The organism is Streptomyces sp. ME19-01-6, from assembly GCF_033793745.1.
Classification (GTDB): domain Bacteria; phylum Actinomycetota; class Actinomycetes; order Streptomycetales; family Streptomycetaceae; genus Streptomyces.
The window spans coordinates 457634-482809 of sequence record NZ_JARAXF010000001.1 but is presented as its reverse complement, the minus strand read 5'-3'; the positions used below and the strand labels follow the sequence as shown (position 1 = coordinate 482809).

Genomic DNA, 25176 nt, shown 5'->3' with positions numbered 1-25176 from the left:
GCCAACGGGCGCAACTAGACATCCATCTGATGCACCTGGTGGGGTGTATCCCTCGCGAGCAGCAAGGTCAGGGTCATCACCGAGTGGTCGGTGAGTTTGTCCTGCCGTGGTTGGTGGAGGTACCGACAGGTCTGGACTCGGCCTACGTGGGACGTAGTGACGAAGGCGTGGTCGAAGCGGTAACCGTTGCCGCTGCGGCCGAACCAGCTGTGCTCCGTAATGTGAGGGTGCAGGTGCCGGAAGGCATCAGTAAGGCCGCTCGCGGTAAAGGCACGGTAGAAGTCGTACTCCCAGTCGCCGAAGACGCGATAGTGGGGGACGTGGTCCGGTTCGAGGATGTTCAGGTCCCCCGCGACGATGACTGGTCCGTCGAACTGGTCTAGGAATGCGGGCAGCGTCTTGGCGACTGCCTCCTGGAAGGCGCGTTTGTCTTCGTTCCGGCGCTCCTTGGGCCCTCGGGACGGGACATACAGGCCGAGGAGTCCGATGGTGCATTCGCCGATGCGTACGGCGGCGGCAGGTGCTCGATGGGGTAGAAAGCTGATCCCGCTCTCCACAGGTTCCAGGGCCTGGGTCCGGGAGGCCAGGACGGTGCGATAGTCGGAGGTAGTTGGGGCTGGCGCAAGTACGGAGGCGTAGCCGTTGTCGGCCAGGGCTGTGACAAGGGCGTCTCCTCCGGGGCCCTGGCCGACTTCGCTGATGACGACCAGGTCCGCCGTCTCCTGACTTCCGAGCCATTCCGCTTGCCGGGCCGACCGCCCAGGAGACGCGTGCTGGGCGTTGAGGATGACCAGCCGGGCCTTGGTGGTGGAGGCCGGGTGACGTGGCGGCTGTGAGGAGAGGAGCGACAGTTGGTCGCCGTTGGTGGTCAAGGCTCCTGCTGCTCCTTCTCGTCCAGGAACACTTCTCCGGCCGCGTCCAGGGCGTGCTGGAGTTGGCCCGCGATGGCCCGGATGAAGTCCAGGTCGTCGGCCGTGAGTGGGTCGCCGACCGCGGTCAAGTTCTGCGCGATCTGTTCGGGCGAGGTAAACCCGACCAAGATGGCGGCGTTGTCCGCGTGCTGGAGACAGTAGTGCAACGCGACGCGGACGAGGTCCCGTGAGGTGGAACCGAAGCGGCTGCGGAGGGGTTGAAGCCCATCCTGGATGATCTGCAGGGCCGGAGGGGTGAACCATGCCTTGCGTAGCCGGTGGTCTCCGGGGCCGAAGCTGGGCGGCTGCCTGTGGTCGTACTTTCCGGTGAGTAGTCCTTGGGCGAGTGGCTTGTTCACCAGGACGCTGGCGGCGCGTTCGGCGGCGAAGGCGAAGATGTCCTGCTGTCCGCGGGGCGGGGGCGGGGTGAGGGCGTTGTAGCGGACGGCGAGGTAGTCGGGCCGGCTCCGGTCGAACAGGTACCGGAAGCGGGCGTGCTTGTCCTTGCGCTGTTGTTTGGGGACGTTGACGCGTTCGGTGGCGAAGCGGTGCGTGCCCACGCATGCCAATGGACTTGATCAGGCCCGCGCTCTGGAAGGTGCGCATCATGTCGATCGCGCCGTCCAGGTAACAGTCGTCGTCGCCGAACTCGGCGTTGTGTAGGAAGTACACGTCGAGGTGATCAGTGCGCATGTTCTCCAGCGTCGTTTCGAGCTGGTGACGCATGTGAGTGGGTTCGTAGGCATGGGCGGCGGTTCCGGTGAAGTAGCCGACCTTGGAGGACAGGACCAGGCTGTCGCGCGGTACGGTGGCGACGAGCTGGCCGATGAGGCGTTCGGAATGGCCGTGTCCGTACACGTCGGCTGTGTGGAACAGGTTCGCGCCGAGGCTGTAGGCAGTCTCGAGGCCGCGCAGGGAGGCGGCATCATCGGCGGTGGACCAGCCCATCGGCAGTCCGAGGTTGTTGTCCGGGCCGCCGATCGCCCAGCAGCCGATGCCGACAGGGTGGACCGTGAGCCCGCCCGTCAGAGTGCGGTACTCCAGGCCGTTCACGCTGTCACTCATCCCGCTTCCCTTCTTTGGTGCATTTCCTGCCAAACCCCCACGAAGTGCGAGTGTTGTGGCTACGGTGGCGTGCGTGACGAACCCACACACCGCATTGGACCTGAGCGCCATCACCGCCAAGGAGTGGGCCGACCCGGCCGACTTCCCGGAGGACGAGTTCGCGCGTGCCACCGAGTTCTACGAGGCGATGCGCACCCACGACGACCGCCTGCTCAAGGCCCGCGCCGAGGCATCCGGCCTGATCGAGCAGTGGACTGGCCGGGTGCCGCGAGATGTCGGCTCCTTCGGCACCCGCCTGAACCTGGAGACGTCCGACCTGGATCTGGGCATCGGCTTCCCCGTAGAGCAGCGCGACGAGCTGATGCAGGTCCTGATGGGCGAGGGCCGTGCGACGTTCCTGGGCGAGCGCAAGACGTCGTTCTCCACGACCCGGCTCGTGTTCTCCTTCGAAGTCGCCGGCATTGAGATCGACCTGAGCGCGCTGACCGAGTTGGACTTCGCCGTCGCGTGCCGGATGCTCGACCAGATCGCCGACGAGATGACCCAGCCGGAGCGCATCGCACACACCTGGGTCAAACACCTGCTGCGCGCGAGCGGTCGTCTGGAGGAGTACGCGGCGTGGAAGCTGGTGACGTACGCCCGGTACTGCCCCGAGTTCAACTGGGTGCCCATCCCCGAGAAGACCGGTTTTTGAGGCACGCCCCGAAGGGCTGTCCCCGGCGTGCCATGCCGGGGACAACCCTTCGGGCTTGGGGTCAGGTGCCACAGGGGTCCGCCGCATTGATCAGGCGCCACTCGCCGTTGCGTGCCCATCGGCCGTGCTCGTGCTCCAGGGTGGCTGCGTGCTGCGAGGGCAGGATGCGCGCCACGTCAGTGACCGTCTTGGCCATGCGGTCCCGAAGGCCCTCGATCTCCTCATCCAGCAGGCTGCGAATGCGCATGTCTAACGTCGGCGCGCGGCCAGGCAGGCGGTTGGCGGGTTCCTGCTCAGTCGCCGCGATCATGCCCCCGAGGACGGTGTACGCCGCGTCCTTGAGGACGACGCGCGCGTCGCGCACCTGGGTACGCGGGTGGCCGTCGAGGATCTTCTCCAGCGACTTGAGGGTGTAGTCCAAGGCGAAGTTCCGGTCGACCCACAGCTGAGCCCACTTACTGCACACACCGATGCGCCAGTCGGCGAACTCGGCGTCCTGCCGGCCCATCGCGGGGCGCACCTGTCCGGCCAGCCCGGCGCGCACCACCTGCTTGGTGTATGCCGCACCGATAAGGCACTCCATGGAGACCAGCATGTAGGAGATGCCAGTGTGGAAAGCGCGCCCGGTGCCGTGGGCCTCCACCCACTCCAGGTCGTGGACTCCACTGACGATCTCCTCGACCGGAACGTCAGAGAGAGGACGTATCAGCAGATCGGTGCGGCCCTGGTAGGCGTAGGTGGCCTTCAGCTCCTCGAACGTCATCAGGTGGTCGAAGGTGATGTACGTGAAGCGGGTCGGCATGCCGAGGGCAGATAGGGTGCGGATGGCCAGGGCGTTCTGTCCGCCACCGGTTTCTTTGTTGAACCGACGGAGGATCGAATCGACGCCGGATTCGACGCCGAAAAGGCAGCGTCGCAGACCTCTGTCTACGAGGGCACGCCACATGACGGCACGTTCGATGTGCCAGGAGGTATCACGGTCCGGGTGAGCGACCTGATCGAGGCGGCAGCTCGTCTCCCATGCGAACCCGTCGCCATGTAGGACGTCGGCCATCTGCAAGGCGCGGGCGACGGCGTCAGAGCCGCGGCCGATGAACTCTTCGTCGACGAGGTACAGCGTGCGCGAGATGTCTGGGTATCGGTCAAAGACCGAGCCCATGCTTTCGAGTATCCAGCCGAAGTCATGTGGGGTTCCGCCTGCCCACTGCCCCTTGTGGCCTCTGGGGCAGAAGCTACAGAAGTTCGTGCAGCCGCGGGATGCTTCCAGTTGCGCGACGCAGTGGTGCTCGAAAGTGGCGGGCAGCAGATCCAACTCGGGCAGGAAGTCCGTCTGCGCCCGGCTGACCGGCTTGGCCGTGCGACGTCGCCCGATCGTAGGTACCCCGTCGCCGCGGGCGGCACCGTTGTAGCCGATGCTGTGAACCTGCTCCTTCGCCAGGTCGCCATGCCAGTGCGCGAGCAGATCCTGGATGGCCGGCTCCCCCGCACCGCGGGACGATCAATAAATCCGGGTAGCGGCCCAGCAGCAAGCCCTCGTTACGAGCGGTGAGGCTGCCCCCGGCGACAACGAGTGGCCGTGTCTCCGAGGCATATGCCGCATCCAGGAGTTCGGTTTCATCAGGTCGTGCTGCCCGAACGTGGCGCTGATACCGAGGATGTCCGGGGTGTCGTCGGTGACGCGCTGGATGAGGTCAGGGAGGGTGACGCCGAGCTGCATGTCGGCAAGGGACACCTCGCCCATCAGGGAAGCTCGGGCGGCACGTGCCACGTCGCTGACGCCGAGCGGGAAACGGGGCAGGGGGAAGTGCTCCGGGTGATACAGCGCGGCGAGCAGGACGCGGGGGCGCGACAGTCGTTCAACGGCTTCGGGGCCGATGTCAGCGACGGAAAGCCGCTCACGGGGGGAGTCGAGGCAGAGGTGGTCACGCGCCCAGGTCGGCCACGCGCGTGTGTCGTGCGGCCTCCCGGACAGGTCTGCGACGACCCATCGGCCGTCCGGGCGCTCGACAAGGACCAAGCGCCGGTCCAGAGTTCCCGTGACCCGGATCTGCCCTGCGTACGGGGCACAGTGCATCTCCAGCCAGCCCCGCAGCTGGTTCGGTGTAATGAGCAGCGGTTCCAGGGTCGCCTTGGCGTCGGCGCTGGGCTGGAGCGACGGGTGAACCAGGCGTAAGGCGTCGGCCAGGCGACCGGTGCCTGGCCGGCGCTGGGGCGTTCGTCGTTCATGAGTCTCGCCCTTCGATACCGAGGGTTGGGCCTCCGCGCTCTGTGCGGAGGGTGTCCTGGGTGGTAGCGAGTGTGGGGAGAGGCCAGTGGAGGGACCCTCTCCCCAGACGGCTCGTCCGGCACCGGCCCCTGTTTCAGGCCCGACTGCCGGGTGGTGCAACCCGTCCGTTTCCAGACGGGTCGTCTCATCAGCCCGCGCACAGCGCGTACTAAGCTTGGGTGAGCACGCGCTCCAGACGGGTGCGGTTTGCACGGAAGATGCGGATAGCCACACTCTGATCCAGTACCGAGGGGTCCGCGAGCCGAGCCCGGTGGTATTCGTAGTCGTACGCCTCCTGCGCAGGCAGTGCGGTCACGGTCAACGGGGGTGGAGTGCTGGTCATGGTCGTCATGCAGCGTCCTTGAGGTGCCCCGTTGTGGTCAGGCGCTCAAGCAGCTCGTGGGTGAGCCACTCCAGTCGACGGAGGTGTCCGATGGCCATCCAGGAGGCACAGGGCTTCTCTTCGGAGCGCACGGTGTGGGCCCGCTCGACGAGCACGGCTATCTCGTGATCCTCCTGGTCCGCGTAGCCGGCCAGAGCGATGCTGACAAGTTGCGCCAGGCTGCCGCTAAGTCGACGAGCGAGTTCGCCCGTCTCGCTGTCCTCAGGCGCCCAGCATTCCAGGACGCTGGTCAGGTCCTCCGCCAGGTGCCAGCGTTCGTCTGAGCCGTCAGGACCGCCACCGATGCGCTCGACGTTCCAGGAGACCACACAGAAGGCATGGCCATCAAAGTTGCTCACGAGGTGCCCCTGCTGATGAGTTTGAGTAGTGCATCTCCGTCGATTCGGAGAGATGGCCGTACGGATGCCGATAGACGTTCTCTTGGACGGCGCCCCTGCGCTGGTCACCCCGTGCCGCATCAGTTCCCCCTCGAAGGCCGCCACCTGTTTCGGAGCCACGGCGTCATCGCCCCCTCCTCACCGATGCGGGCGCCGTAAGCGTGCACCAGGTCCTCGTCCCGTCCTCGCTAACGCCCCAGGAGTTCGCGAGGCAAGCGACGAGGAGCATGCCCCGACCGTTCTCCTCGGCAGGTTCCGCCACTCGGACCTCCGGCCAGCCTGGTGAACCGTCATCTACCTCCAGCACGATCAGATCGACACCGATGATGAAGCGGAACACGACCTCCGGGCCCTTGCCGTGTCGCAGGGCGTTGGTGACAAGTTCGCTGATCAACAGCCGTCCGTTCTCGACCAGATCCGGCAGGCCCCAGTAGTTGAGCTTCGCGGCACCGATCCGGCGTAGGACGCCCACCCAGACACCGGCGACCGCTACGGCGTCTATGCCCTCCGGTACGGTTGGGCGTTTGATAGTTAGGGACAAGTCGTCAAGAATGGTCGGCAAGGGGTCCGTCGCACCCTTGGCGCTGGCCTTCGCAAGGATCTCCGCGCTCGTTGCGGTGGTGACAGCCATACCTTGCTCCTCCGCAGGTCAGACGGACAGCGCGACGTGGGGACGCTGGGCCGGAAACCGCGGCACCGTTGCCCACGTTCACGTGGTGGACACGTAGAGCGAACCGCGTCCGGGGCATGCTGGGAACGGGGGCAAGGTCTGCCGAGTGGTCAAAGTGGTCAAAGATCGTTTGCAGCCGCCTCTCGGAAGGGGGTGAGTCTCCGCCGTCTGCCTTCTGGGTACGGGTACTGCGACTACGGTGACCTCCACCAGGTGAGGTCAGAGCCAGAACGGCCCACGTTGGCCAAAGTGGTCAAAGATCGTTTGAGTGCAGGAGTTCCGTCATGGCACGCAGAAGGAACGAACGACTCGCCGAGTTACTAGAAGAGGCTGGCTGGTCACGGGCGCAGGCCGCGAGCGCGTTCAACAGGGTGGCCCAGGAAGGCAAGCTCCTCGACTACGGGAGCATCGGGCGATCGCACGTCAGCATGTGGGTGGGCGGGACGGAACCGTCCGGCGCAGCGCCCGCTATCTTGTGCCAGGCACTGTCGCGGCGATTGAAGCGTGCCATCACGCCAGAAGAGCTCGGGTTCGATAGCCCCCATTCACCATTTCAGGAAACGCTGGATTGGGACATTGACCCTCTCATCGCCCTGACCAACCTGGGGAGAATGGACTTGGACGCGGACCGCCGAAAGCTCATGGGTGGCGCTGTGTATTCGGTGGCTCCTCTCGTACTGCCCAGAGAGCGATGGTGGCAGGCGATGAGCCAGACCTCGCAACGGACATCACCCCGGCAACAGCAGGTGGGGCGCGGGGATGTGACCATGGTCGAGGAGCTGACAGTGGCCTTCTCCCGCATGGACCAGCAGCGCGGTGGCGGCCACGGGCGCAAGGCGGTCGTGCAGTACCTGCACTCTGATGTAACCGACTTCCTCCGGGGCAGGTTCCCCAGCGACCAGGTCAGGCGTGACATGTTCTCGGCAGCCGGCGAGCTGGCCTACCTGTCCGCCTGGATGGCGTTCGACAACGCGGAACATGCCGTCGCGCAGCAGTACTTCGTCGTGGCAACCAAACTAGCAGCGCGGGCGGACAATCCTCCCCTGGTCGGCCACATCCTGCGTGCCATGGCTCATCAAGCTCTTGACCTCGGATTCTTCAAAGAATCCCTGGAGCTGTCCTCAGCCTCCGTTGAAGGCCAGCGGTATGCTGCGGCTACCCCAAGGGAGCGCGCCCTGCTCGGTGTCGTACACGCTCGCGGTCTCGCCGCAAACGGCCAGCATCGGGCGGCAGCACGGGCGCTGCTGAGAGCCGAGGACGACCTTGCCTCGGCTCGGGAAGGCATCCACGAACCGCACCGCACGTTCTTCTTCTCGGGCGCGGCGCTGGCTCACGAGACCGCCTGCACCTTGCGCGACTCCGGCGACCGCAAGGGGGCTATCCGCCAGTTCCGCCAGAGCATCCGCACCAGAGGGGCCACCTTCCGCCGCACGCATGCAGTCACGCTCGGGTACCTGGGGGCTACTCAGATCGCCAACGGAAGCGTAGAAGAGGCTTGCGCCACCTGGAGCAGGCTCCTCGAAGCCATGGAGGAAGGCATCTACTCCGGGCGGGCCAGGCAGGCGGTCCATGACGTCCGCAAGCTGCTCTCGCCATACCGGCATCGTGGAATCCCCGTCGTCGCGGAGCTCGACGCTCGGGCCGCCTCGTACTTGGCCCGAGTAGATTGAGCATCGTCGTGGCCGAAGGATCAAGGAGGAGCGCATGAAGTCGCTGGAGATCAAGCCCATCGGCTCAATCGTCGGCGGACGCACAGAGCCGACCGACGACCTCTGGAGCGGCACTGCGATCATCCGTCTGAACCCGGACTTCCCCGTCGAGGTCGTCCAAGGTCTGGAGGAGTTCTCACACCTCCTCGTGGTCTGGCATTTCCACCTGGCCTCACCGGGTGACGTAGCCCTGCATGCACGGAGCCCCCGGAACGACTCTCGGTGGCCGGCGACCGGCACGTTCGCACACCGTAACCACCGCCGACCGAACCAGCTCGCCCAATCTTTCCCGCGGCTGCTGAAAGTCGATGGTCTTGACCTCCACGTCACGGACTTGGACGCGGTCGACGGAAGCCCGATCTACGACCTGGCCCCGTACTTCAAAGAAATGGGGCCGCGTGGCGACATTCGCCAACCGGCATGGCCCGGGGAAATGCTGTCCAACTACTGGGCAGACTGACTCCCGGAGCCGATGTCCATCGCTCACCTCAGTAAGCACCCTCCACATCTGGACGAGGCCCGAAACTACGCCGACACCGCGGGTGGCCAATAGGCCACTCCGCCGCCTCCTCCACACTGCGCAATGACCCAGCCGCCTTTTCGGGATCCTGGTGCGAGGTCCAGCCGCAGTCGGAACCGTCGAAGATTCCGACCATCGAAACGCCAGTTTGGCGGGACCGGTTGAGGGTGCCAGCGTTGTAGGCGACGGCCGACTTCGCGAGAGTGGCGGCCTCGGCCCAGGCGCGGACCGGGACTCGCGTCCCGTTGCGGTAGATAACGTGGGCCAGCTTGTGCTTCGCGGCGAGTCGATCTGCAAGGTTCTTCGCAGCCTGATTCGCGGTCATGTTGCCCGCCGCGAGTAGCGGCACTTCTCGGCGCGCGGCTTGCCGCGCGGCCCGGTAGAACTGGCTGGCCATCCACTCGGCCTCTTCGGAGCGGCGCAGGAAGTCGGCGTAGGAGTCTGCTGCGAGCGACTGGAGCGCGTCGCGGTGGAACGTGGTCCAGGTGAAGGTCACGCCCAGTGCCTCGGCGGCTGCGCGCCCGCCCTTGATAGCGATTCTTGGAATCGACCAGGGCTACTCCTCACCTCACTTGATCAAGTACTCAAGCGAGTGGGGAGGTTCGGCGAGCGGTAGGCCGTCGACGAGCCGGGGCCGCCCGCTCGTTCAGTGTCCGGGCCGCGCTGGCCCGTCAAGGGCGCCTGCGGCGTCGCTCACGCGATGCGCTGCGCGCACCCTGGACTGGCCACCACGGCCCTGGTGCTGGCTGGCTATCGAGCGGCCCCTCCCTTGTGGAGCCCGTCCGCAGGTCAGCGCGGGTCTGAGTGAGGAATCAAGCCGAGCAACTCTGAGGCGGATCCGATCACGGGGTGGCCGAATTCAAGGAGCCCCATCACCCTCCTCGTACAGGTGAGGGAGCTACCGCTGTACGAGCTGCTGTCCTCTGTCATCCAACCGAGGCGTTTGACAACGAACCGAGCCGCGAGTCAAAGAGGGTAACCATCCTCACTTGCATCGTCCGTTTCAGCCGGCCAACGGGCGGCGCCAAAGTCCTACAGTGATCGAACTCGGCCACTTCCGCGGCTGCCTCCTCGACTAGGCAGGATGACCCAACGCGATGCATGCTTTGTCGGGCCTCGCAGCCGAGGCCCGCAGACAGTCTGAGGGAGACGAGAGTCGGTGCCAGGGATGCAGCCTTGGAAGCGGTATCAATACGACGCTGCCCAGTTGCTGAGTGAACTGGGATTTGCCGTCCAGGTCGAGGACCAGATCACCTCTTCCCGGGGAGCAACCCACGAGGTCGATGTGTCCGCCCGCCGTGCTGTTGCTGGGGTGGAGGTGCTCTGGGTGGTGGAGTGCAAGCTATGGCGCAGTCGGGTAGGCAAGGAGAAAGTCGCCGCCCTCTCCGCCATCTGCGAAGACCTGGGTGCCGATCGCGGCCTATTGATGTCAGAGACCGGTTTCCAGTCCGGTGCTCTCCAGATGGCATCTGGCCGGAACATCACCCTCACCAGCCTGGAAGATCTGCGCGCTACCGCCGCTGTTGACCTGCAGCTTGCCCGACAGCACCAAGCCGACGATCGGCTGCGGGTAGTGGAGATGGCATTGGGAGAGATGCGGGACACAACAGTCGGTGCAGAGTTTGGCGAAATCCTAAAGGTTATCTACCTCTTGGGACTGTCGCGGGAGGAGCACGCACAACGCGCAGAGGAGCCAGAGGCACGTCCCACCGTTCAAGATGTTCTAGCGGTGAAGGACCGCTTCCACCAGCAGCATCCAGACCTCGCTCAGAAAGAGGATGCCGACAGGCGACGCGGGAAAGAATCGCCAGAGCGCGTGGAGCGGATGCTCCAGACGAGCGTTCCAAGGAGGGCTGACCAGGAAGAAGTTGGGGTGTTGGCCAGGGCGGCCGTTAAGTGCCGGACGAGCCTTAACGAAGGCACCCTTGGAAAATGGCCCGTTCTGGCCGAAGACCAAGAGGGGAAACTTCGAACCACTTGGTGTATGCGACAGTTGCTCGATGTGCTTGAAAAATCGATTGGCGATCTGAGCCGAAGGGTCGATATCCAACGCCAGCAAGTAGAGAGAGAACGGACGGAGACGGCGTCATAGGATCTTTTGCCAATCAAGTTAATCGCTGCAGGTCAGCGAATGGGGCACGACTGGCTTCACTGTCAGGGGACAGCTGCCGGGCTTCCTGATCCACACGTTTTCGAAACTCGCGGATCGTCTGTTTGAACTCCTCCAAGGTCGCCAAGGTGTACGGCGTCCGTGGGTTGTCCACGAACTTGGCGATCACCTCACCCTGCTTGCTGGCGAGGCGCTGCCAGGCTTCCTCGAGTACGGCTGCGACGCGGCGCACGATCTCGTCAGGGTCCCCACCAGCGGCGGCCACTGGTACGCCATAGCGGCACGACCGCGGATGCGAAGGCATGGCGGGGCTCGGGCCTGGCCGCGCACTGTTATGGGGTGACCGTGCCCGGTGACAGCACTTACATCAACACCAGCCTGATCGTGCCGCACCGCAAACGGCCGGGACGGCCGCTGTTGAAGGGCGAGGAAGAAGACAACACTGAACACCGCAAGGTCCGCACCCACATGGAACATGTTTTCGACCGAATAAAGAACTACAAGATCCTGCGCGACTGCCGACAGCGCGGCGACGGCATCCATCACGCCGTCCAGGCCGTCACTCGCATGCACAACCTCGCCCTCGCCATGGCTGCGGCGGCTTCTTCCGGCCCCACCGAGGCGACTCCAGCGGGCCCCGGTTTGTGAAGCCCGGTCACAGGCGACCTGAATCGGCCCCGCGCGTGACCGGCCCGGAGGGCCAAGTGAGTCCGCTTCGAACTGCTTTCGCGCCCGGCGATCTTCACAGATCGGGGCCGATTCGACGCCTCGGTGGTCCCCAATGACGCCGCCGTGGCCACCCTCGCCACATGACCAGACGCCCTCACAGCCCCGCTCTGGCTGCCTGACCACGGCATTCTGCAGCACGCTTTAGAAGGCGAGGCGAGGAAGTATCGTCCCCAACTGGCCGCCGCTGCTACCTGTAGCGATGTGTCGGCACCAAGCATGCGGTCATCAGCACATGGCCCTTGCCGTCCTCGTCTTCCGGCTCATCGGGAGCCGGCGCCTGCTGTACAGCTGCGATCTGCCGCTCGATTCCCCGAAGGTTCTCCTGTAGGTCCATGGTCACCACGCCGTCCACGGAGACCTTCAGCGGGTCGGCGAGCAGCTTCGCGCGCCGCTCGCCCAGTACCTCCAGCGCGACCGCGCGTACCGACCGCAGCCGGAAAAACCGGCGCTCCAGGTCCGCAGGATCGGCCTCCGGGCCGAGCTGCGCGAGCAACCACGACCGCTGGAACTCGTCCATCGGATTCACATCCCTCAGCACAAGGCGCGGCCCGGAGCCAGAACGGGGGACTGGCTCCGGGCCGCGCGGGCGAGCGTATTACGAAGCGGACGAGCGTGTCCGCCGCGACGGTGTCTTCTTCGCGCCGACCCCGCCGGCCTCGCCCTGCTCCTGGGCCGCCTCGGCCGTGCCCGCGGTCGGGTCTGGCTCGCCGACAGCGACCGGCCGCGGCTCGGCCGTCGCCACTTCGCCTCGCGGTGTATCCCAGGCATCCGGGTTCGTCACCAGCGCGGCGATCTCCGGGGCCGGGCTCTCGCCGGGCAACAGGATCAGCTCCTCCCGCGTGGACGGGTCCTTCACGTACACGGCAGCGATCAAACGGCGCCCCGGCATCACAGCACCTTCGCCACGATGTGCGCGTCCGGGGTGTGCATGACCGGCATGCCGACCGCGGCGCCCTTGGTCCAGATCTGAACCGGGTCATCCTGCACACCACGGGTGATGATCAGGCCCGGCGCGTCCTCTCTGATGATCTCCGGGTTGGTGCCACGAGAGAGAACCAGCGCCTCGGCCGTCACACCGAGCATGGTCTGCGCCCACTTCTCGCGCTCAGGCGGAACCAGAATCCACAGGTCCTCGGACAGCACCTTGCGGGGCTTGCCGTCGACCCTGACCTGTGCCTTGTAGAAGTGGATCGGCGGGAGGTTGTAGTTGCCCCGCACGACGTTGATCTGCTGCGGGGTCAGCGTGGCCGTCGGCGTCGTCGACGGGTTGACCGACCCGTAGTACGCGGCCCGATAGGCGTTGTTCGCCGCCAGAAAGCTGAACGCCTTCCGACTGGTGACCACCAGTTCCGGTTCCGGAGCGCCGATGTCGTCCAGGTGCTCGATCCACCGCAGCTCATCGGCGATCGGATCGGACGCAGGGTCGGACCACGGGCGGGCGGCGACGGGCATGTTCTCGTCCGGGACGTTCCAGTCCACCTCCAGCGTCAGACCGTTCTCCTGCACCAGCGAGAAGCGGCCGTCCGCCAGGACATCACCGGCGGCCAGCTCCAGCCGGGAGCGGATCGCCTCGACGTGCCTTTCGACGTCGTCATACAGCAGCTCGATCAGCCGGTCCTGATCCGAGCCGCGCGAGGCTTCGAGCAGGATCTGCTCCTGCTCACCCACCACGAGCTTCTGTCCGAGCGCCGGCAGGGCGCCCTCACGGGAGGTCTGCCACGCCTCGCGGGTCGCGAACGGCACGCTCGCGTCGAAACTGCGGTACTTCGCGACGTTCACGTATCGACCGGAGTCCCTAACCCGCCACTTGACCTCCGGCAGTTCCCAGGTCGGGAAGATCGTCTGTGTCAGAAGGAAGTCCTTCGGTGAAGGGATCGCACGCGCGAACGCCGTGAGGTCCGCAACCGAGACATCTTTCAACAGGTCCTGGATCGTCACAGCTCAAGGCCCTGCTTACACGAAGCGGATCTGCGCACCGCGCGGGTGCCAGGCGACCTGCGACACGTCGATGCCGCCCGGAACCTTGGCCGAGCGCACCGACCCATGCCACAGCAGTGCGGCCGGAATGCGGGTCTGTCCCGGAGCGAACGGGACCTCGGCGAACACGAAGCCGCGGAGGACCTGTCGGCCGCAGACCGCGTCCGGGTCGTACGGTCCGTACAGCTTGCTCTCGGTGACCTTCCCTACCGGCACGCCGGAGTACACCCGGCCATAGGGCTCACACCCATCACCACACTGGTAGTGCACTCCCTCGGTGAACAGGCTCAGGTCGAGGGTGATGCTGTCGGTCGAGTCGGTGCCGTGCAGCGCCGCCAGCCACTCACGGTTGGCGATCAAGGTTTCGGAAGTCGTTACGGGCTGAATGGTCATGTCGTCTCCCATGGACGAATGCGGGTTGCTGTCCGCACACCGCCCACGGGGGCAGTGCCGTCCACGGGGTCGTGGGGCGTGGTCCCCAATGCCCGCTGGTCAGCGGGTCGATCCTCTGCTACTCGGCAGCCACAAGGCCTCGTCGCCGGGCCATCTCCAGTCCGGCCGACCCCGGCTGACGTGCCGGGGCCGTGCGCGACGGCCCACGCCCCGCGGGGGCACCGTCCGGCGCCGCCGGCACCGGGGCGCGAACTTCACCGAACAGCTCGGGACGTCGTGCTCGCAGCGCCTCGGCTGCCGCCGTGACCTGCGCCTCGTCGGCCTCGTCGTCGGCTGCTAACAGCCGCTCGGCATCCGTGAGGTCATCGCCCTTGGCGCCCAGCGCCACTAGCACCGCACGTCGCATCGCCGCGCGCTCCCGCTCGGCAGCCGCCTCTTCACGCCGAGCCGCCTGCAGCTCTCGCTCCGCCGCGGCCTGTTCTCGTCGCTCAATTTCCGACAGGGCGGCCTGTTCTGCCTCGCGCTGTGCCGTCACGAACTGGGTGAGGTCCTTCGGCGTGTCGAACCCGAGAGTCGCCAGCAGACGCTTGATCGCGGCCCGCTCGCCCTGCTGCTTCTCCCGAGTCAACAACTTGCCAAGGCGCTCCTGACTTACCGTCACCTGGTGCGGCTGACCGACGCTCTCTTCATCGTCCAGTTGGTCGTTCGTCTCGTCCTCCGACGAGGCGCCGAGAATCGGGTAGATCGCCCGCCCATCGCGGCGGTATCCGACAGGGTGGCGAGTCGGCAGAGGCCGGACCATACAACTCCTCCTGGTGCGCGCCCCCGCGCTGCTGATCAGTGTAACCATCGGCGCGGACAGCGCCACAGATGGCGCTCACTGGCCCTCTCCTTTATGCGCGCCCGCCACCGGCTGAGACAGGCACGGACACCCTCGGCCTCTCTCCCTCAGCCGCTCCCCCTCCCTCAGCAGCCGATTCCTCCCGGCCCTCCGGCTGCTGCTCGTCCGGCTCGCCGCGCCGCGCCGCCATCTCATCCAGCCGCACGGCGGTATCCTGCTCAGCCTTCGTCCGGATACGCGCCACCTCCTGCGACGCGTCGTCGATTGGATAGCCCGCGTCCAAGAGCATCTGCACCGCCGTTTCCAACGAGAGCACTCCCGCCCCATGCGCCTTGACGACTTCTTCCAGCACCGCGGCACGGTCCGTCGGAGTGTGCGGTGCCCACGCCAATCGTGCCGAGAAGGACTCACCGGCCGTCCATCCCTTGGCCTGGCCGGCCTGGTGCAACCGCTGTACGAACTTGAACAACAGCCGGTACTTGTGTTCCCTGGCCAGCCGCATCGCCCCCACCAGCGCGTCCAGAGGAGCCAGCGCCAGCTTGAATGCGTACCCCGAAGGCACCTCCGAGGCATCCAGCGTCCCCAAGCCCGCAGCTGTGATCCGGGAGTTCGAGGCGATCCGGTCCAACAGGTGCTCGACCCGCGCACGCAGCTCCGCCAGCTGCGGCGATGTGTCCAACGCGTCCATGCGCCCGGACTCACCCAGCTGCCACACCGCGCCGGCCTCCACCTTCAGCTTCTCCGGCCTGCCCGTAGCCCGGTCGACCGGCAGCCGCGCCCCAGCGAGCCCGATGATCGGTGTGCCCGTCGTCGCGGACGCGGCCGAGCTGTCCGAGTCGGTGGCGGCCAGCTCGTCTAGGCCCTGGAGCACGCGGGCAATCGCGGACCGACCCCAGTGTTCCCCGCCTTCCGGGATCGTGTTCGTGATGTGAATGACCGGCACGAAGTCGATCAGCAGATCCAGCCGGTTCAGCTCCGTACCGTCCGGCCGCACGCGGAAGCTGGCCTTGTCCATGGGCAGCCGGTCCAGGGTCTCCCCACGCTTCAGGTCCTCCAGCAGCCATTCCGCGTCCGTCAGGTAGCACGTGACGTTCGACGGCCGGCCCGGCTCCCATGGGTACTCGCGCACAACGCTCTCGTCGGCCTCAGAGATCGGCCCAAGCTCGTACGTCACTCGACGCACCCTGGCCTTCAGGCCCGCGTCCGGGTCTTCCGGCAGATCCCACGCCAGATGAACCCTGCTCGGGAAGTCCTGGTCCTGGTCGTCGTCCCACTGCGGGAAGAAGAACCCCGGGTCGTACACCCGTAGCGTCGCCCGTTGCTTCTCCGGATTCCACGCCAGTACGTAAACGCTGTCGCCCAGCAGCACCGCCGCCCGCTCCGCCTGCTGAACCCGGAGCGTCAGCAACTCCTTCTCGCCCCACTTCCGCAGCCGCTCCTGCGCGGCCGCGGCCTCCGTCGCGCCCGGCTCCGGGGCCTCGTCGTCGGCGTGCTCGGCGCCCGTCACGGCAATCTGCTGATCCGAGCCGAGCAGGTAGCCGAGTGCCGTGTCGACCAAGTTCGCCGCGTCACCCAGTTCGCGCCGCTCCAACGCCGCTTCGTCACCGGAGACCGCCGCGAGTTGCCCGGCCTGGTTGTTGTCGTAGCTCGCCAACACCTTGTACGCGGCAAGCCGCCGCATCTCCTGGGGCGGCAGCCAGGCGGCAACCAGTTCGGGAAACAACCGGCTGCCCGTCCGACCGGCATCGTCCATCACCGGCTTGTAGTTCAGCCACGACCACGCATCGATCACGAACTGGCGCAGCCCCACAGTGCCTCCCGGCAGTCAGCCCCACGCCAACGGCAAGCCTATCGACAGCATTTCCCATGCCGACCAAGCCAACTACCGGCCGGAGCCATGGCAAAGAAACCGCACGCGAAGAGCCAGACCCGGCACCCCCATGGACGCCGGGCCCAGCCCTTGGCCTACAACCCCTCTTCAGCGATGGACAGCTCCACTATTTCCTCCCCGGACATACCGAGGTCTTCCTCAACAACCTCCGGAAGCCGACCGTTCATGTCCAAGGTCGTGAGCCAGATGACCCCGCCCCCGCCCTTCAGGGCCATGGGCGCAGAGCCCTCGGTGAAGGTGCCGACCACCCGCACGTCCGGGTTGACGGAGCGCACGCCGCGCCCCTCCCGCTCCGCCTCCAGCTCACTCTGCCTGATGTAGCCGCGCAGGATGTCGATGAGCGCCATGGCATTCTCGAATTCCACGAGAGACCCCCTATTGATTTAGAATTCTTGCCGCTTTCTTTCTAATTTAATCCTAGGGAATTCAGTCAAGGAATTCAATATATAGCCCGAATTAATTCCATTAAATTCACTGCGGAAGAATTCACCCCCTTCACCGTCGACCACCCAGCCGCCAGCCCGCAGCCCATAGCCACCCCCATTGCTGGATTCGCGCCGCGCTACAGAGGGGTGCCGCAGGATTCAGGGAATGAATCCCGCAGACCCACGCCGTCGAGCCCCATAATTCAGGAGAGCCACGCTTCGGTATAGCATGCGGAGTGAGTGCACCCCGCCCTCACTGCCCTTGAGGGCGGGGTGCACCGCTCCGACTCAGATCCGCCGAACCGCGTCACCCCCATCAAAGAGCAACGCCAGACCCGATCCACCGTCCCAGGCAACGTAGAGCTTACGGAGGCGACAGTCATACCGCTTTACCGAGCCAGTGTCACCCGGCCGCAATTCGGTGTACGGGTCCGTGGTGTGCACGAGTTCCACACGTTCACCACGCCGGTAGTTCTCCACCGAGATCCCCTATTCTCTTGAGAATTTCCTACGGGAGTTTTTGTTTTCCCGTTTCTGTAATTTAATCCTAGGGGACCAGAATCCGAAATTCCAGGGATACCTTAAACTAATTCGAATTAAGTTTCCGCCTTGAATTCCCTCAATTTCCGAAAATTGTCAGCCTGCAACCCCTACCGCCGACCACCCAAACGCCGATCCACGCCCTGCCGGGGAGGAGGCATAGTCGGATCCAGAAACAAATCCCATAAAGCCCAGACAGCCGAATCCAGCAAGTCCGGGGAATCCTCCGTCTCGCCCTGGCCGACGAACGTCGTCATCTGCTCCTCGAGCTCCGCAAACACCCGAGCCGCCCCCACGTGATGTATCCGCGCCTGCTCATACAGCTGCGCCGCTGGCGCCGCGCGCGCCCGCTTCCCCCGCGTCGCGTGAACGATCCGCCAGTTAACCGTCGAATCCACCTGCTCCAACAGCGCGGGAAGGTAGTCGCCGCCGTTGTTAGCCTCGATGACCACGCAGTCCGCTCGATGCTCGTGGTAAAGCTTCGCCGCGCGCTTCATCGCCTGCGTCGGCGTATGCCGCTCCTGCTCGCAATGCAGTAGATACCCCCGCGGCCGGTCGTCCCCGAACAGCGACTCCACCGGATACCCCCGCCCCGCCACCGTGAAGGCCGTCATGTCCGCGTTCTCGTGGCTCTTGGTCGCCGGGTCCACCGCCACCACCAGGCGCTGCATGTCCGGCAGATGCTCCGCCTTCGGCCGGAACCCCTCCACCTCCAGCATCCAGCCCTGCCACAACGCGCCCTCCACGTCCTCGAGTAGTTCACCCGACAGCTCCTGCCGTCCCAACCGGGTGCCGGCGTACTCCTCTTCCAGCTCCGCCCGCGCCGCGGCCGACAGGTTCGCGTCGTTCTCCCGCATGTGCCCGCGTGTAAGCACCACCCGTGGTGGCTCCCCACCCTCACGAGCCTTCTTCTCCTGCGCCCGGCCACGCTCGACCAACCGCTTCACGTGTGGCAGCGGCTTCGGCGTCGTAGAGATGACCAGCTGCGGGGCGTCCGCCTCACGCAGGCAGAACCACAGCATGTCGTAGACCTCTTGCGCGGTATGCCGCGACCAAGCTGCGTACTCGTCGCACCACGCCTTGTCGAACGCCCACCCACGCAAGTTGTCCGGCGTCTCCGCACCGAACCCACGGATCAACGTGCCGTTCTTCAACCGGAGCGTCGTCTCGCCCAGCGAGGAGTTGTACTTCGCCATCTCTTCCTGCGGAACCACCGACAGCAGACCGGACTTCGAGGACTCGAAGCAGATGTCACGCACCAGCGTGGCGTTCTTCGCCACCACCGCGATCTGCAACCCCGGTGTCTTCGCCCACTCTCGCACCATCTCGGCCGCCGTCCGAGACTTACCCCAACCGCGCCCGGTGAGCAACATCCACACCGTCCACAGCCACAACGGCTGGCGCTGCGCCGCACGGGCGTGGTGATGCAGCCACCCTTCGTGCGGCAACCCATCGCAGTCCGACACCTCGCACGCCCAGCGCCGCGCCGACAACTCATCGGCCCGTACCAGCTCAGCCACTTCACTCTTCAGCTGCTCCAGGGTCATCATCCTCGGATCGGCGAAGTTCTCGATAAGCCGCCGCTTCGCCCGGCCCCGACTCACTGCCCCTCCTCCGTCAGCCGCCGCTCCAGCTCACGCCGCAGCTGATTCATCCGAGCTCGACGCTCCTCATCCGTCAGAGCAGCTGCATCGGCCCCTTGCCCCTCCATCGCCGCGTCGGCCGCCACCGGGACCTCACCAACCGCTCTCCGCTCGATCTCGGCAGCGACCTGGAAGTAGCGCAGCAGGTCGGACGGGGACAGCTCGCGGGGGTCGAGGGCCTGGAGCCGCGCCACAGCCTTGCCCAGGAACGCCTGCGCCAGCTTGGCGTGCCGACGGGCGATGTCGCGGCGGGCCTGATGCTGTTCAGCAAGGAACACACGGTCCAGTTCACGGTCGTAGGCCGTGGCCCGCATCACCCACGCATACTGGCGCGACCACCGCCCCAGGAGCGTGCGCGATTTATGCAACTCCTGTGCCGCCTTCGTGACACTTCGTACCGGGCCGAGATCGCGATACACGGAGAACGCCTCGAACGCCTGGACCGACTCTGCCGCCTGCCGCTCCCAGGGCTCCACGGTGCCCTCAGTCACCGGTCACCTCCTGGCCGATGGCCGCTCTAGTGGTCCTGAGCAGCGAACACGTCAAGCACCCGCCACGGCTCGTTCTCCGGAACGGCGCCGCCCTGCACCAGCCGGTCGATCGCCGCTCGCACGGCGACCGCCGTCTCCACTGGGATCTCCCGTACGCCGAACACCGTCTCCAGCGGCGCCGTGCCCTTGCGGTTCGGCGTGCCGGAGGCGGTGTCGAACCACCCGTCGGCCAGTTCGCCCAGGTGCCGTTCGAACACCGCGAGAATCACGCCCAGGGCCGTTGCGCTGTTGCCGATCTTGTACGCGGCCCTCGAAGTCTCCAGCGCATCCAGCACCGGCTCGTACTGTTCTAGCCCCGCCAGCCACCGCTGGTCCGCCGAGCCCGTAGCCCGAGCAGCATCGAAGGCCGCTTCCGCACGCTCCAACTCGTCAGGCAGGAACATCATCTGCACACTCGCGAAGTCGAGGTTCGCCTCACCGAGGCTGGAAACATCAACCTTCTCCAGCAGGTCCAGGACCTTGTCGTCCAGGCCCGTGTATTGGCGCCACTCCACCGACTCCAGCTCCTCATACAGCTCCTTGAGGATCGCCGGATCGTCCTGGCCTGCGATGGCGTTGTGCGAGAGCTGGAGCGCAATCTGCCGCTGCCGGGGAAGCGGCTCGTCTATCTGCATCCACCAGATCGACGTCAGGCCGGCCTCGATAGCGGCGAGCGTCCGGTGGTTTCCCGAGAGCACGATCAGCCGCCCGTTCGCAGCGTCGTTCCATACCAGGGGCGTCGAGGTCAGACACCCGTCCCGCTTGATGTTGGTGACCAGTTGCTGGAACTGCTCGTGCGGCAGGAACCTGGCGTTCAGGTCCAGCAGGGTCAACACTCGTGGGTCGCCCTGCACCATCTGGGGCGGGGCAAGCTGCTTCGTGTCCTCCATGCTCAGACTCCCGTCTTCGTCGTCTCTCGGGCACCCCACCGCTTCACCCACTTCTCCAGGGCCTCGGCAAGCGTGTGCTCGCCCATGGACCCCTGGTACTGAAGCTGGTACTGCCAGCCGTCCTCGTTCGACGGGCCGCGCTTCGTCAGCCGGAGCAGCCCGCGGTACTTCATGGACACTGGGTTGTTGCTGAATGCCGTGGTGGACACCGCCCGAATGCGCCGTGAGAAGGCTCTCTGACACAGCAGCCGCGCCTCGCTGGACGTTGCCGCGAGCACGATCAGCTTCGACAACCGCGGGTAGTCCGTCGGCGCCACCGCGAAGTCCGAGAGCAGATAAGCCTCATCCGGCGTGTAGCTGCTGGGCGCCATCGCAAAGACACCCAAAACCCGACCAGTGCCGTCCTTCACCGCGACCGCGAGGTTGGCCGCGCCGGGTGCGATGCGTGGGTTGAGGTACCGGGAGCGCAGCGCATTGAACTGTCCCGGCTTCAGCAGTGCCAGCGTCAGCGGCCCACCCAATTCCTCGCCCCGTCGCAGCCGGGGAGCTTTGACCGGCTCGATCTGCTGGCGGGGCGAGACGATCCGCGTGGGAGCCGCGCTCGCATAGACGTAGAAGGGAGCGGAGCGCGGCGTGGCCTTGATGACACCGCGCAGGTAACGGTTCAGTTCAGGCACATCGTGGTTGGAGGCGGTCAACCAGTAGGGCCGGTCGGTGATCGCGCCGAGGACGTCGACCACGTCAGCGTCCGACAGCGGCTCGTACTCGGGCGCGTCCCAGGCGAAGTGCTCGTTCAGCGGCTCATACAGCTTCTCGTAGCCACCGCCGTAGAAGGGAGGAAAACTGCACACGGGAGCGCCGCGAGGCACCCTCTGGAGCCAGGAGCGCACATCTTCTACCTGGTAGGAGGCCAGCTCCACGTCCGAGTTCAAGAGTCGATCAACAGTCTCGGCGTGCTTGGCCCGCCACTGGTCCCGGTAGGAGCGCACCACCCGCTGATGCCAGAGCCCTTCGCGTCCGACGCTACCGAGGAACCTGGTGCCCAACATCATCGTGGCAACCGTGCCGACGCCGTCATCCAGAGAGTGGGCCAGCCAGTGCAGTTCGTTGCGGCTCTCATCGCGGAGCTGGATGCCGACTGGCTGTCTGGTGAGCCAACGGCCGACGGCACTAGTGTAGATGGACACGTCCGAGGAGCGCAGGTCGAAGCCCATACCGGCCACGCTGCGCTCAATGGTGAAGTTTCCGCAGCACGGAATGTAGACCTCACCGCGCGGCCAACTGCTCGCGGTCTCGCGCACGATGGCGCGCATGGGGCCCGGGATGGTGCCCTGGAACATCTCTCGCCTCCTAGGTGCTGCGTTCACGAGGGACGACGGCGCTCGGCTGCACCATCTTTAAAGAATGTCATCTATATACTCTCACCGCCTCGGAACTGTCACAGGGTGGACACCTCGACCTACCAGGAACGGCATCCGCTCGCAGCTCCATCAGCCCCTGCCAACACCGGTGAGGGCGACACCGCCGCAGATACGGTTCTGTCCACACCACGTCAGTGGGGAGCGCCACGATCGGTCAGGGCGAGGCGGGGCTCGGGCTCTGAGCCAGAGGGCGAACCGGGCCTTGTGAGCCGGCGGTGCACCCCTGGACGGACACGCCTTCAGGTGACAGCAGGCACCACAGCTGTAACCGCCTCCCAGGCTGATGGTTCCGCAGTGGAGTCGGTGTCAATGACCCGTACATACTTACGAATGGAGCATCACGCAGCCTGACCCGCACACCAGGAAGAAATCGCCAACAGACGAGTCGCTAGCCGTGCCGGAGGCGCTGTGGAAGTACATTCCAGGTGGCATCCCGGCGGCCACACCATCGTGCTGCGAACTCCCCTACTTAAAAGGCACGGCGATCAGTTCCACCACGCCACGGCTAGCAGTATGTCGGCCAACCGTAGCGAAGTCACACCAGCCATGTGCGGAGATGGGGCGGCCTCGACGGCCAATCCACATCACAACTGACCGTCCGGTGATACAGGCTGCGGCTGTGCGCTGGCATGAGCCGACGGGGTCAGAATTGGTCAAAACCGCCTTCGAGATACCCGGAGTCCCCTCCCAGAGTCTGGAATAAGGCTCGTTTCCAGTGGTTTTGACCCCCTGCATCCTTGTCTATGAGGATGCTGTGTTCCGCCAGCAGCAGATATTTGCGCCGCCCTGCGGCGTTCATTCCTCTGAGAATTCCGCGGATGTTACTCATCTCGCGAACCGCGTTGGGGCCGTAAAGCTCGGCGAGACGGAACATCTGAAAGTGGCGAATCACACGGGCAGCGAGAACACAGTCCGCGCCCTGCGGGGGGCGTATGAAGTACGTGACCTCGGGTGGGCGGTTATCGATCCACTTCAGGCGGGCATAGAGCCACTGCTGATCTGCCACATCATCGAAGTACGGGTGAAGCGTCTGCTCGCTGGCTGTCTCAGGCACATGTTCGCCCTTGAGCCAGTTGCAAGTGCCGCACGCTGGCACGAGGTTGATCGGCACGACTGCCAGGAGCGGGTACTTCATCTTCGGCAGCTGGTGATCAAGGGTGCTGACATCACGGTGCCCGCACAGTGGGCAGATCTTGTGGGGGACCTTCTTCAGTTTATTGTAGAACGCGCCGCCAGGCGACCTGTCCGGCACGAGCCTATCTGTGTAGGTATTGGTGAGCTGAGTACGGTCAGCCTCATCGGCAGGCTTCTTTGCGAGCTCTTTGAGCGTGTGCAGCGCGGCTGCGCTTGCCGCGGCCTCGAACTCGTCAGAGGCATCGACTACGGCCTGCTCCAACGCTTCCAGCCGTCGCTTGTGCCTGCGGATCGCCGTGCTAATGCAGGCACGGTAGAGGGTCCGAGTAGGCAGGCTCGGCACGGGCAGCGAGCGCATCAGTAGCGTTCCTCCGCAGCCGGGCCGAGGCCTCCTTGTGTGTCGCGTACGGAGATGAGGGCCATGACGATGCCTTTGGCTTCACCACCAAGTTGTCCGTCGAAGCGGCCGAGGATCTCTTCGTACGAGAGGTTGTCGCGGACGAGTCTCTTCAGATAGCGGTGGTAGCCGGAATCTGTGACCTCCAGGCCGAAGACCTCGTGAGTGAGGATGCCTACATTCTCTCCGAACGTTTCGATGACGGGACGCTCGGCGACGAGTTGGTTCCCGTACCGGTTCAGTTTCCACACGCATGAGGCCGGAACCTCTTGGAGGACGACGGGCGAGTGAGTGGCGACGATAGCGAGTCCGTTGCGCTCGGCAAGCAGGTCGGACAGGGCTCGGATGAACGCGGCCAGGAGGGGCGGGTGCAGGTGGGATTCGGGTTCATCGATGACCACAAGCGTCCGCTCAGTGACGTGCTCTACTAGGCGGGTCAGCGTTAACAGGACGACCTTGTGCCCCGAGCTGAGACCCACGAAGAGACGGCGGGCCTTGCGGCGACGGCTGTCTGCGTTCTGTGTGGTGAGAAAGTCCTCGAGCCATTCATCCGTAATGAATCCGCTTCCGGCGTATTGCAGGGTGCGTAGCGCCTTCGCCCACCGCTGGGCGCGTGTACCGGTTAGGCACGCCTCCACGCTCTCGGTGAAGTCGCCCAGGAGCCTATTGGGGGTCTTGATTTTCGGCGTCCGGTTGGAGGTGGAACTCTTCAGCCCAACGTACGCGTAGCGGGCTATACCTATGTCGCCGTCGTTGAGGAGAGGGAAGTCATCGAAGGCGCTGAATGTGACGCTGACCAGGTTAGTGAAGGTGTCGCGGCCACCTCGCCCGTACTCGATGATCCGGCCTACTTGTTCTTCGCTGGCTTCGCTGTCGCCGATGCAGCGGGTGAGTCTGTTGAGGAGGAAGGACTTTCCGACGCTGTTACGGCCGATTAGCACGTGAATGTTCGTCGGTGGCAGCGATCCTGGGACCACAGCGAACGTCAAGACGACAGGGTCTCCTCCGCCGTCTGCGGGGGCCGGCGACTTGTAGCCCACTTGGAAAGCCGTCACCCGCTGGCCCCCCTGGGCGATGCGGCGGAACTGCTCTTCGACCGCGGCGATCTTCACAAATCGCAGGAGCGACTGCTGCGTCACGGGCTCGTCTTTGGCGTGCGCAAAGATTCGCGCGTCGAAGGCCATGTCTCGGAGCGCGGAGAGAACCTGTTCTCGAAACTCGAGCCTCAGGCTTCCCAGATTGGTGTAGTAGCTGTCGTCCTGGCCCAGAGAGAAGAACGTGTCGTCAAGGTGGTCGAAACTCTGCGGAACAGGAGCGGAGGAGCGAGCTGTCATGCCGAACTTGCCGATCTTGACCTCGCCGATGTCCCGCCGAACACCACCCTCGTCATAGACCACGAGGTGGAACATGGTGACGAACCCTTGATCGTTCCATCGGTCCGTGATGAGTAGTGCGTGAGCGCGAAGATCTGTTGGTTCCTCGCTGCCTTCTTCCACCACGGTGAAGCGCATTCGCTCTCCTTCCCCCCTCACCACTCACCGCGCCCAGGCCAGGCCAGGCCACGAGAGGCGGCAGGTGCAAGGGCCAGAGTAATCTGTACAAGCGGTTCGTCGATGAAAATGACTCCGACATGGGTACGC

27 protein-coding genes and 2 pseudogenes are annotated in these 25176 nt (G+C 65.3%); 6 read left to right on the top strand and 23 right to left on the bottom strand.

Annotated features, from left to right (window positions below; all coding sequences use genetic code 11):
* Positions 1-14 precede the first annotated feature (14 nt).
* From PV419_RS02195 to PV419_RS53105, 3 genes and pseudogenes are all read right to left on the bottom strand, one after another.
* Positions 15-872 carry an endonuclease/exonuclease/phosphatase family protein gene (locus PV419_RS02195; protein WP_319685895.1) on the bottom strand — a complete coding sequence of 286 codons (858 nt, stop codon included), beginning with the start codon at positions 870-872 and terminating at the stop codon, positions 15-17.
* Positions 869-1471: an aldo/keto reductase gene (locus PV419_RS02190; protein WP_319685894.1), complete on the bottom strand. Its 603-nt coding sequence runs from the start codon at positions 1469-1471 to the stop codon at positions 869-871. Before PV419_RS02190 ends, PV419_RS02195 begins: the two co-directional genes overlap by 4 nt.
* A gap of 52 nt (positions 1472-1523) precedes the next feature.
* Positions 1524-1859: pseudogene (locus PV419_RS53105) on the bottom strand (aldo/keto reductase); the annotation flags it as partial.
* 190 nt (positions 1860-2049) lie between these two features.
* Here PV419_RS53105 and PV419_RS02185 point away from each other — a divergent pair.
* The gene (locus PV419_RS02185) at positions 2050-2670 is read left to right on the top strand and encodes a hypothetical protein (protein WP_319685893.1); all 621 of its coding nucleotides are present in this window, start codon (positions 2050-2052) and stop codon (positions 2668-2670) included.
* A gap of 61 nt (positions 2671-2731) precedes the next feature.
* On the opposite strand, the gene PV419_RS02180 is transcribed toward PV419_RS02185, so the two are convergent.
* Entirely contained in the window at positions 2732-3829 is a 1098-nt protein-coding gene (locus PV419_RS02180; protein ID WP_319685892.1) for a hypothetical protein, read from the bottom strand.
* Between the two features lie 465 nt (positions 3830-4294).
* On the opposite strand from PV419_RS02180, the gene PV419_RS02175 reads away from it, so the two are divergent.
* Entirely contained in the window at positions 4295-4843 is a 549-nt protein-coding gene (locus PV419_RS02175; RefSeq protein ID WP_319685891.1) for a hypothetical protein, read from the top strand.
* Between the two features lie 262 nt (positions 4844-5105).
* Here PV419_RS02175 and PV419_RS02170 read toward each other — a convergent pair whose 3' ends face one another.
* From PV419_RS02170 to PV419_RS02160, 3 genes are all read right to left on the bottom strand, one after another.
* Positions 5106-5288: a DUF6302 family protein gene (locus tag PV419_RS02170; protein ID WP_319685890.1), complete on the bottom strand. Its 183-nt coding sequence runs from the start codon at positions 5286-5288 to the stop codon at positions 5106-5108.
* Entirely contained in the window at positions 5285-5677 is a 393-nt protein-coding gene (locus PV419_RS02165) for a DUF6415 family natural product biosynthesis protein (RefSeq protein WP_319685889.1), read from the bottom strand. Before PV419_RS02165 ends, PV419_RS02170 begins: the two co-directional genes overlap by 4 nt.
* A gap of 163 nt (positions 5678-5840) precedes the next feature.
* Entirely contained in the window at positions 5841-6347 is a 507-nt protein-coding gene (locus PV419_RS02160) for an ATP-binding protein (protein ID WP_319685888.1), read from the bottom strand.
* Between the two features lie 323 nt (positions 6348-6670).
* Between PV419_RS02160 and PV419_RS02155 the strand changes: the two genes are divergently transcribed.
* Both PV419_RS02155 and PV419_RS02150 read left to right on the top strand, forming a co-directional pair.
* Complete coding sequence (locus tag PV419_RS02155; RefSeq protein ID WP_319685887.1) at positions 6671-8056, top strand: Tat pathway signal protein; 1386 nt, start codon at positions 6671-6673, stop codon at positions 8054-8056.
* Between the two features lie 34 nt (positions 8057-8090).
* On the top strand, positions 8091-8555 hold the full coding sequence (locus PV419_RS02150; RefSeq protein WP_319685886.1) for an SAM-dependent methyltransferase: 465 nt from the start codon (positions 8091-8093) through the stop codon (positions 8553-8555).
* A 28-nt stretch (positions 8556-8583) separates the two neighbouring features.
* On the opposite strand, the gene PV419_RS02145 is transcribed toward PV419_RS02150, so the two are convergent.
* A complete protein-coding gene (locus PV419_RS02145; protein ID WP_319685885.1) occupies positions 8584-9111 on the bottom strand; it encodes a hypothetical protein in 528 nt (175 codons plus the stop codon).
* Positions 9112-9783: 672 nt separating this feature from the next.
* Here PV419_RS02145 and PV419_RS02140 point away from each other — a divergent pair.
* Positions 9784-10707 (top strand): restriction endonuclease, encoded by a 924-nt coding sequence (locus PV419_RS02140; protein WP_319686199.1) that lies wholly within the window; start codon positions 9784-9786, stop codon positions 10705-10707.
* Between the two features lie 13 nt (positions 10708-10720).
* Here the strand turns inward: PV419_RS02140 and PV419_RS02135 are convergent, their stop codons facing one another.
* On the bottom strand, positions 10721-10990 hold the full coding sequence (locus tag PV419_RS02135; RefSeq protein ID WP_319686217.1) for a hypothetical protein: 270 nt from the start codon (positions 10988-10990) through the stop codon (positions 10721-10723).
* Positions 10991-11004: 14 nt separating this feature from the next.
* Between PV419_RS02135 and PV419_RS02130 the strand changes: the two are divergent.
* Positions 11005-11373, top strand: a pseudogene (locus PV419_RS02130) (transposase family protein); the annotation flags it as partial.
* Between the two features lie 268 nt (positions 11374-11641).
* On the opposite strand, the gene PV419_RS02125 reads toward PV419_RS02130, so the two are convergent.
* From PV419_RS02125 to PV419_RS02060, 14 genes are all read right to left on the bottom strand, one after another.
* Positions 11642-11971, bottom strand: coding sequence for a hypothetical protein (locus PV419_RS02125; protein ID WP_319685884.1), 330 nt, complete (start codon positions 11969-11971; stop codon positions 11642-11644).
* 78 nt (positions 11972-12049) lie between these two features.
* Positions 12050-12343, bottom strand: coding sequence for a hypothetical protein (locus PV419_RS02120; RefSeq protein ID WP_319685883.1), 294 nt, complete (start codon positions 12341-12343; stop codon positions 12050-12052).
* Positions 12343-13392 (bottom strand): major capsid protein, encoded by a 1050-nt coding sequence (locus tag PV419_RS02115; RefSeq protein ID WP_319685882.1) that lies wholly within the window; start codon positions 13390-13392, stop codon positions 12343-12345. Before PV419_RS02115 ends, PV419_RS02120 begins: the two co-directional genes overlap by 1 nt.
* 15 nt (positions 13393-13407) lie before the next feature.
* Complete coding sequence (locus PV419_RS02110; RefSeq protein WP_319685881.1) at positions 13408-13824, bottom strand: head decoration protein; 417 nt, start codon at positions 13822-13824, stop codon at positions 13408-13410.
* 118 nt (positions 13825-13942) lie between these two features.
* Positions 13943-14626, bottom strand: coding sequence for a hypothetical protein (locus tag PV419_RS02105; protein WP_319685880.1), 684 nt, complete (start codon positions 14624-14626; stop codon positions 13943-13945).
* Between the two features lie 91 nt (positions 14627-14717).
* Positions 14718-16475, bottom strand: a complete 1758-nt coding sequence (locus PV419_RS02100) for a hypothetical protein (RefSeq protein WP_319685879.1) — start codon at positions 16473-16475, stop codon at positions 14718-14720.
* A 155-nt stretch (positions 16476-16630) separates the two neighbouring features.
* On the bottom strand, positions 16631-16921 hold the full coding sequence (locus PV419_RS02095; RefSeq protein ID WP_319685878.1) for a hypothetical protein: 291 nt from the start codon (positions 16919-16921) through the stop codon (positions 16631-16633).
* A 348-nt stretch (positions 16922-17269) separates the two neighbouring features.
* A complete protein-coding gene (locus PV419_RS02090) occupies positions 17270-17461 on the bottom strand; it encodes a DUF4314 domain-containing protein (RefSeq protein WP_319685877.1) in 192 nt (63 codons plus the stop codon).
* Positions 17462-17631: 170 nt separating this feature from the next.
* Entirely contained in the window at positions 17632-19125 is a 1494-nt protein-coding gene (locus PV419_RS02085) for a terminase large subunit domain-containing protein (RefSeq protein ID WP_319685876.1), read from the bottom strand.
* Entirely contained in the window at positions 19122-19655 is a 534-nt protein-coding gene (locus PV419_RS02080) for a hypothetical protein (RefSeq protein ID WP_319685875.1), read from the bottom strand. The genes PV419_RS02085 and PV419_RS02080 overlap by 4 nt, the downstream gene beginning before the upstream one ends.
* Before the next feature lie 26 nt (positions 19656-19681).
* Positions 19682-20584, bottom strand: a complete 903-nt coding sequence (locus PV419_RS02075) for a ParB/Srx family N-terminal domain-containing protein (protein ID WP_319685874.1) — start codon at positions 20582-20584, stop codon at positions 19682-19684.
* 2 nt (positions 20585-20586) lie between these two features.
* The gene (locus PV419_RS02070; protein WP_319685873.1) at positions 20587-21924 is read right to left on the bottom strand and encodes a hypothetical protein; all 1338 of its coding nucleotides are present in this window, start codon (positions 21922-21924) and stop codon (positions 20587-20589) included.
* A 724-nt stretch (positions 21925-22648) separates the two neighbouring features.
* On the bottom strand, positions 22649-23497 hold the full coding sequence (locus PV419_RS02065) for a hypothetical protein (RefSeq protein WP_319685872.1): 849 nt from the start codon (positions 23495-23497) through the stop codon (positions 22649-22651).
* The gene (locus PV419_RS02060; RefSeq protein WP_319685871.1) at positions 23497-25047 is read right to left on the bottom strand and encodes an AAA family ATPase; all 1551 of its coding nucleotides are present in this window, start codon (positions 25045-25047) and stop codon (positions 23497-23499) included. Before PV419_RS02060 ends, PV419_RS02065 begins: the two co-directional genes overlap by 1 nt.
* Positions 25048-25176: the final 129 nt, after the last annotated feature.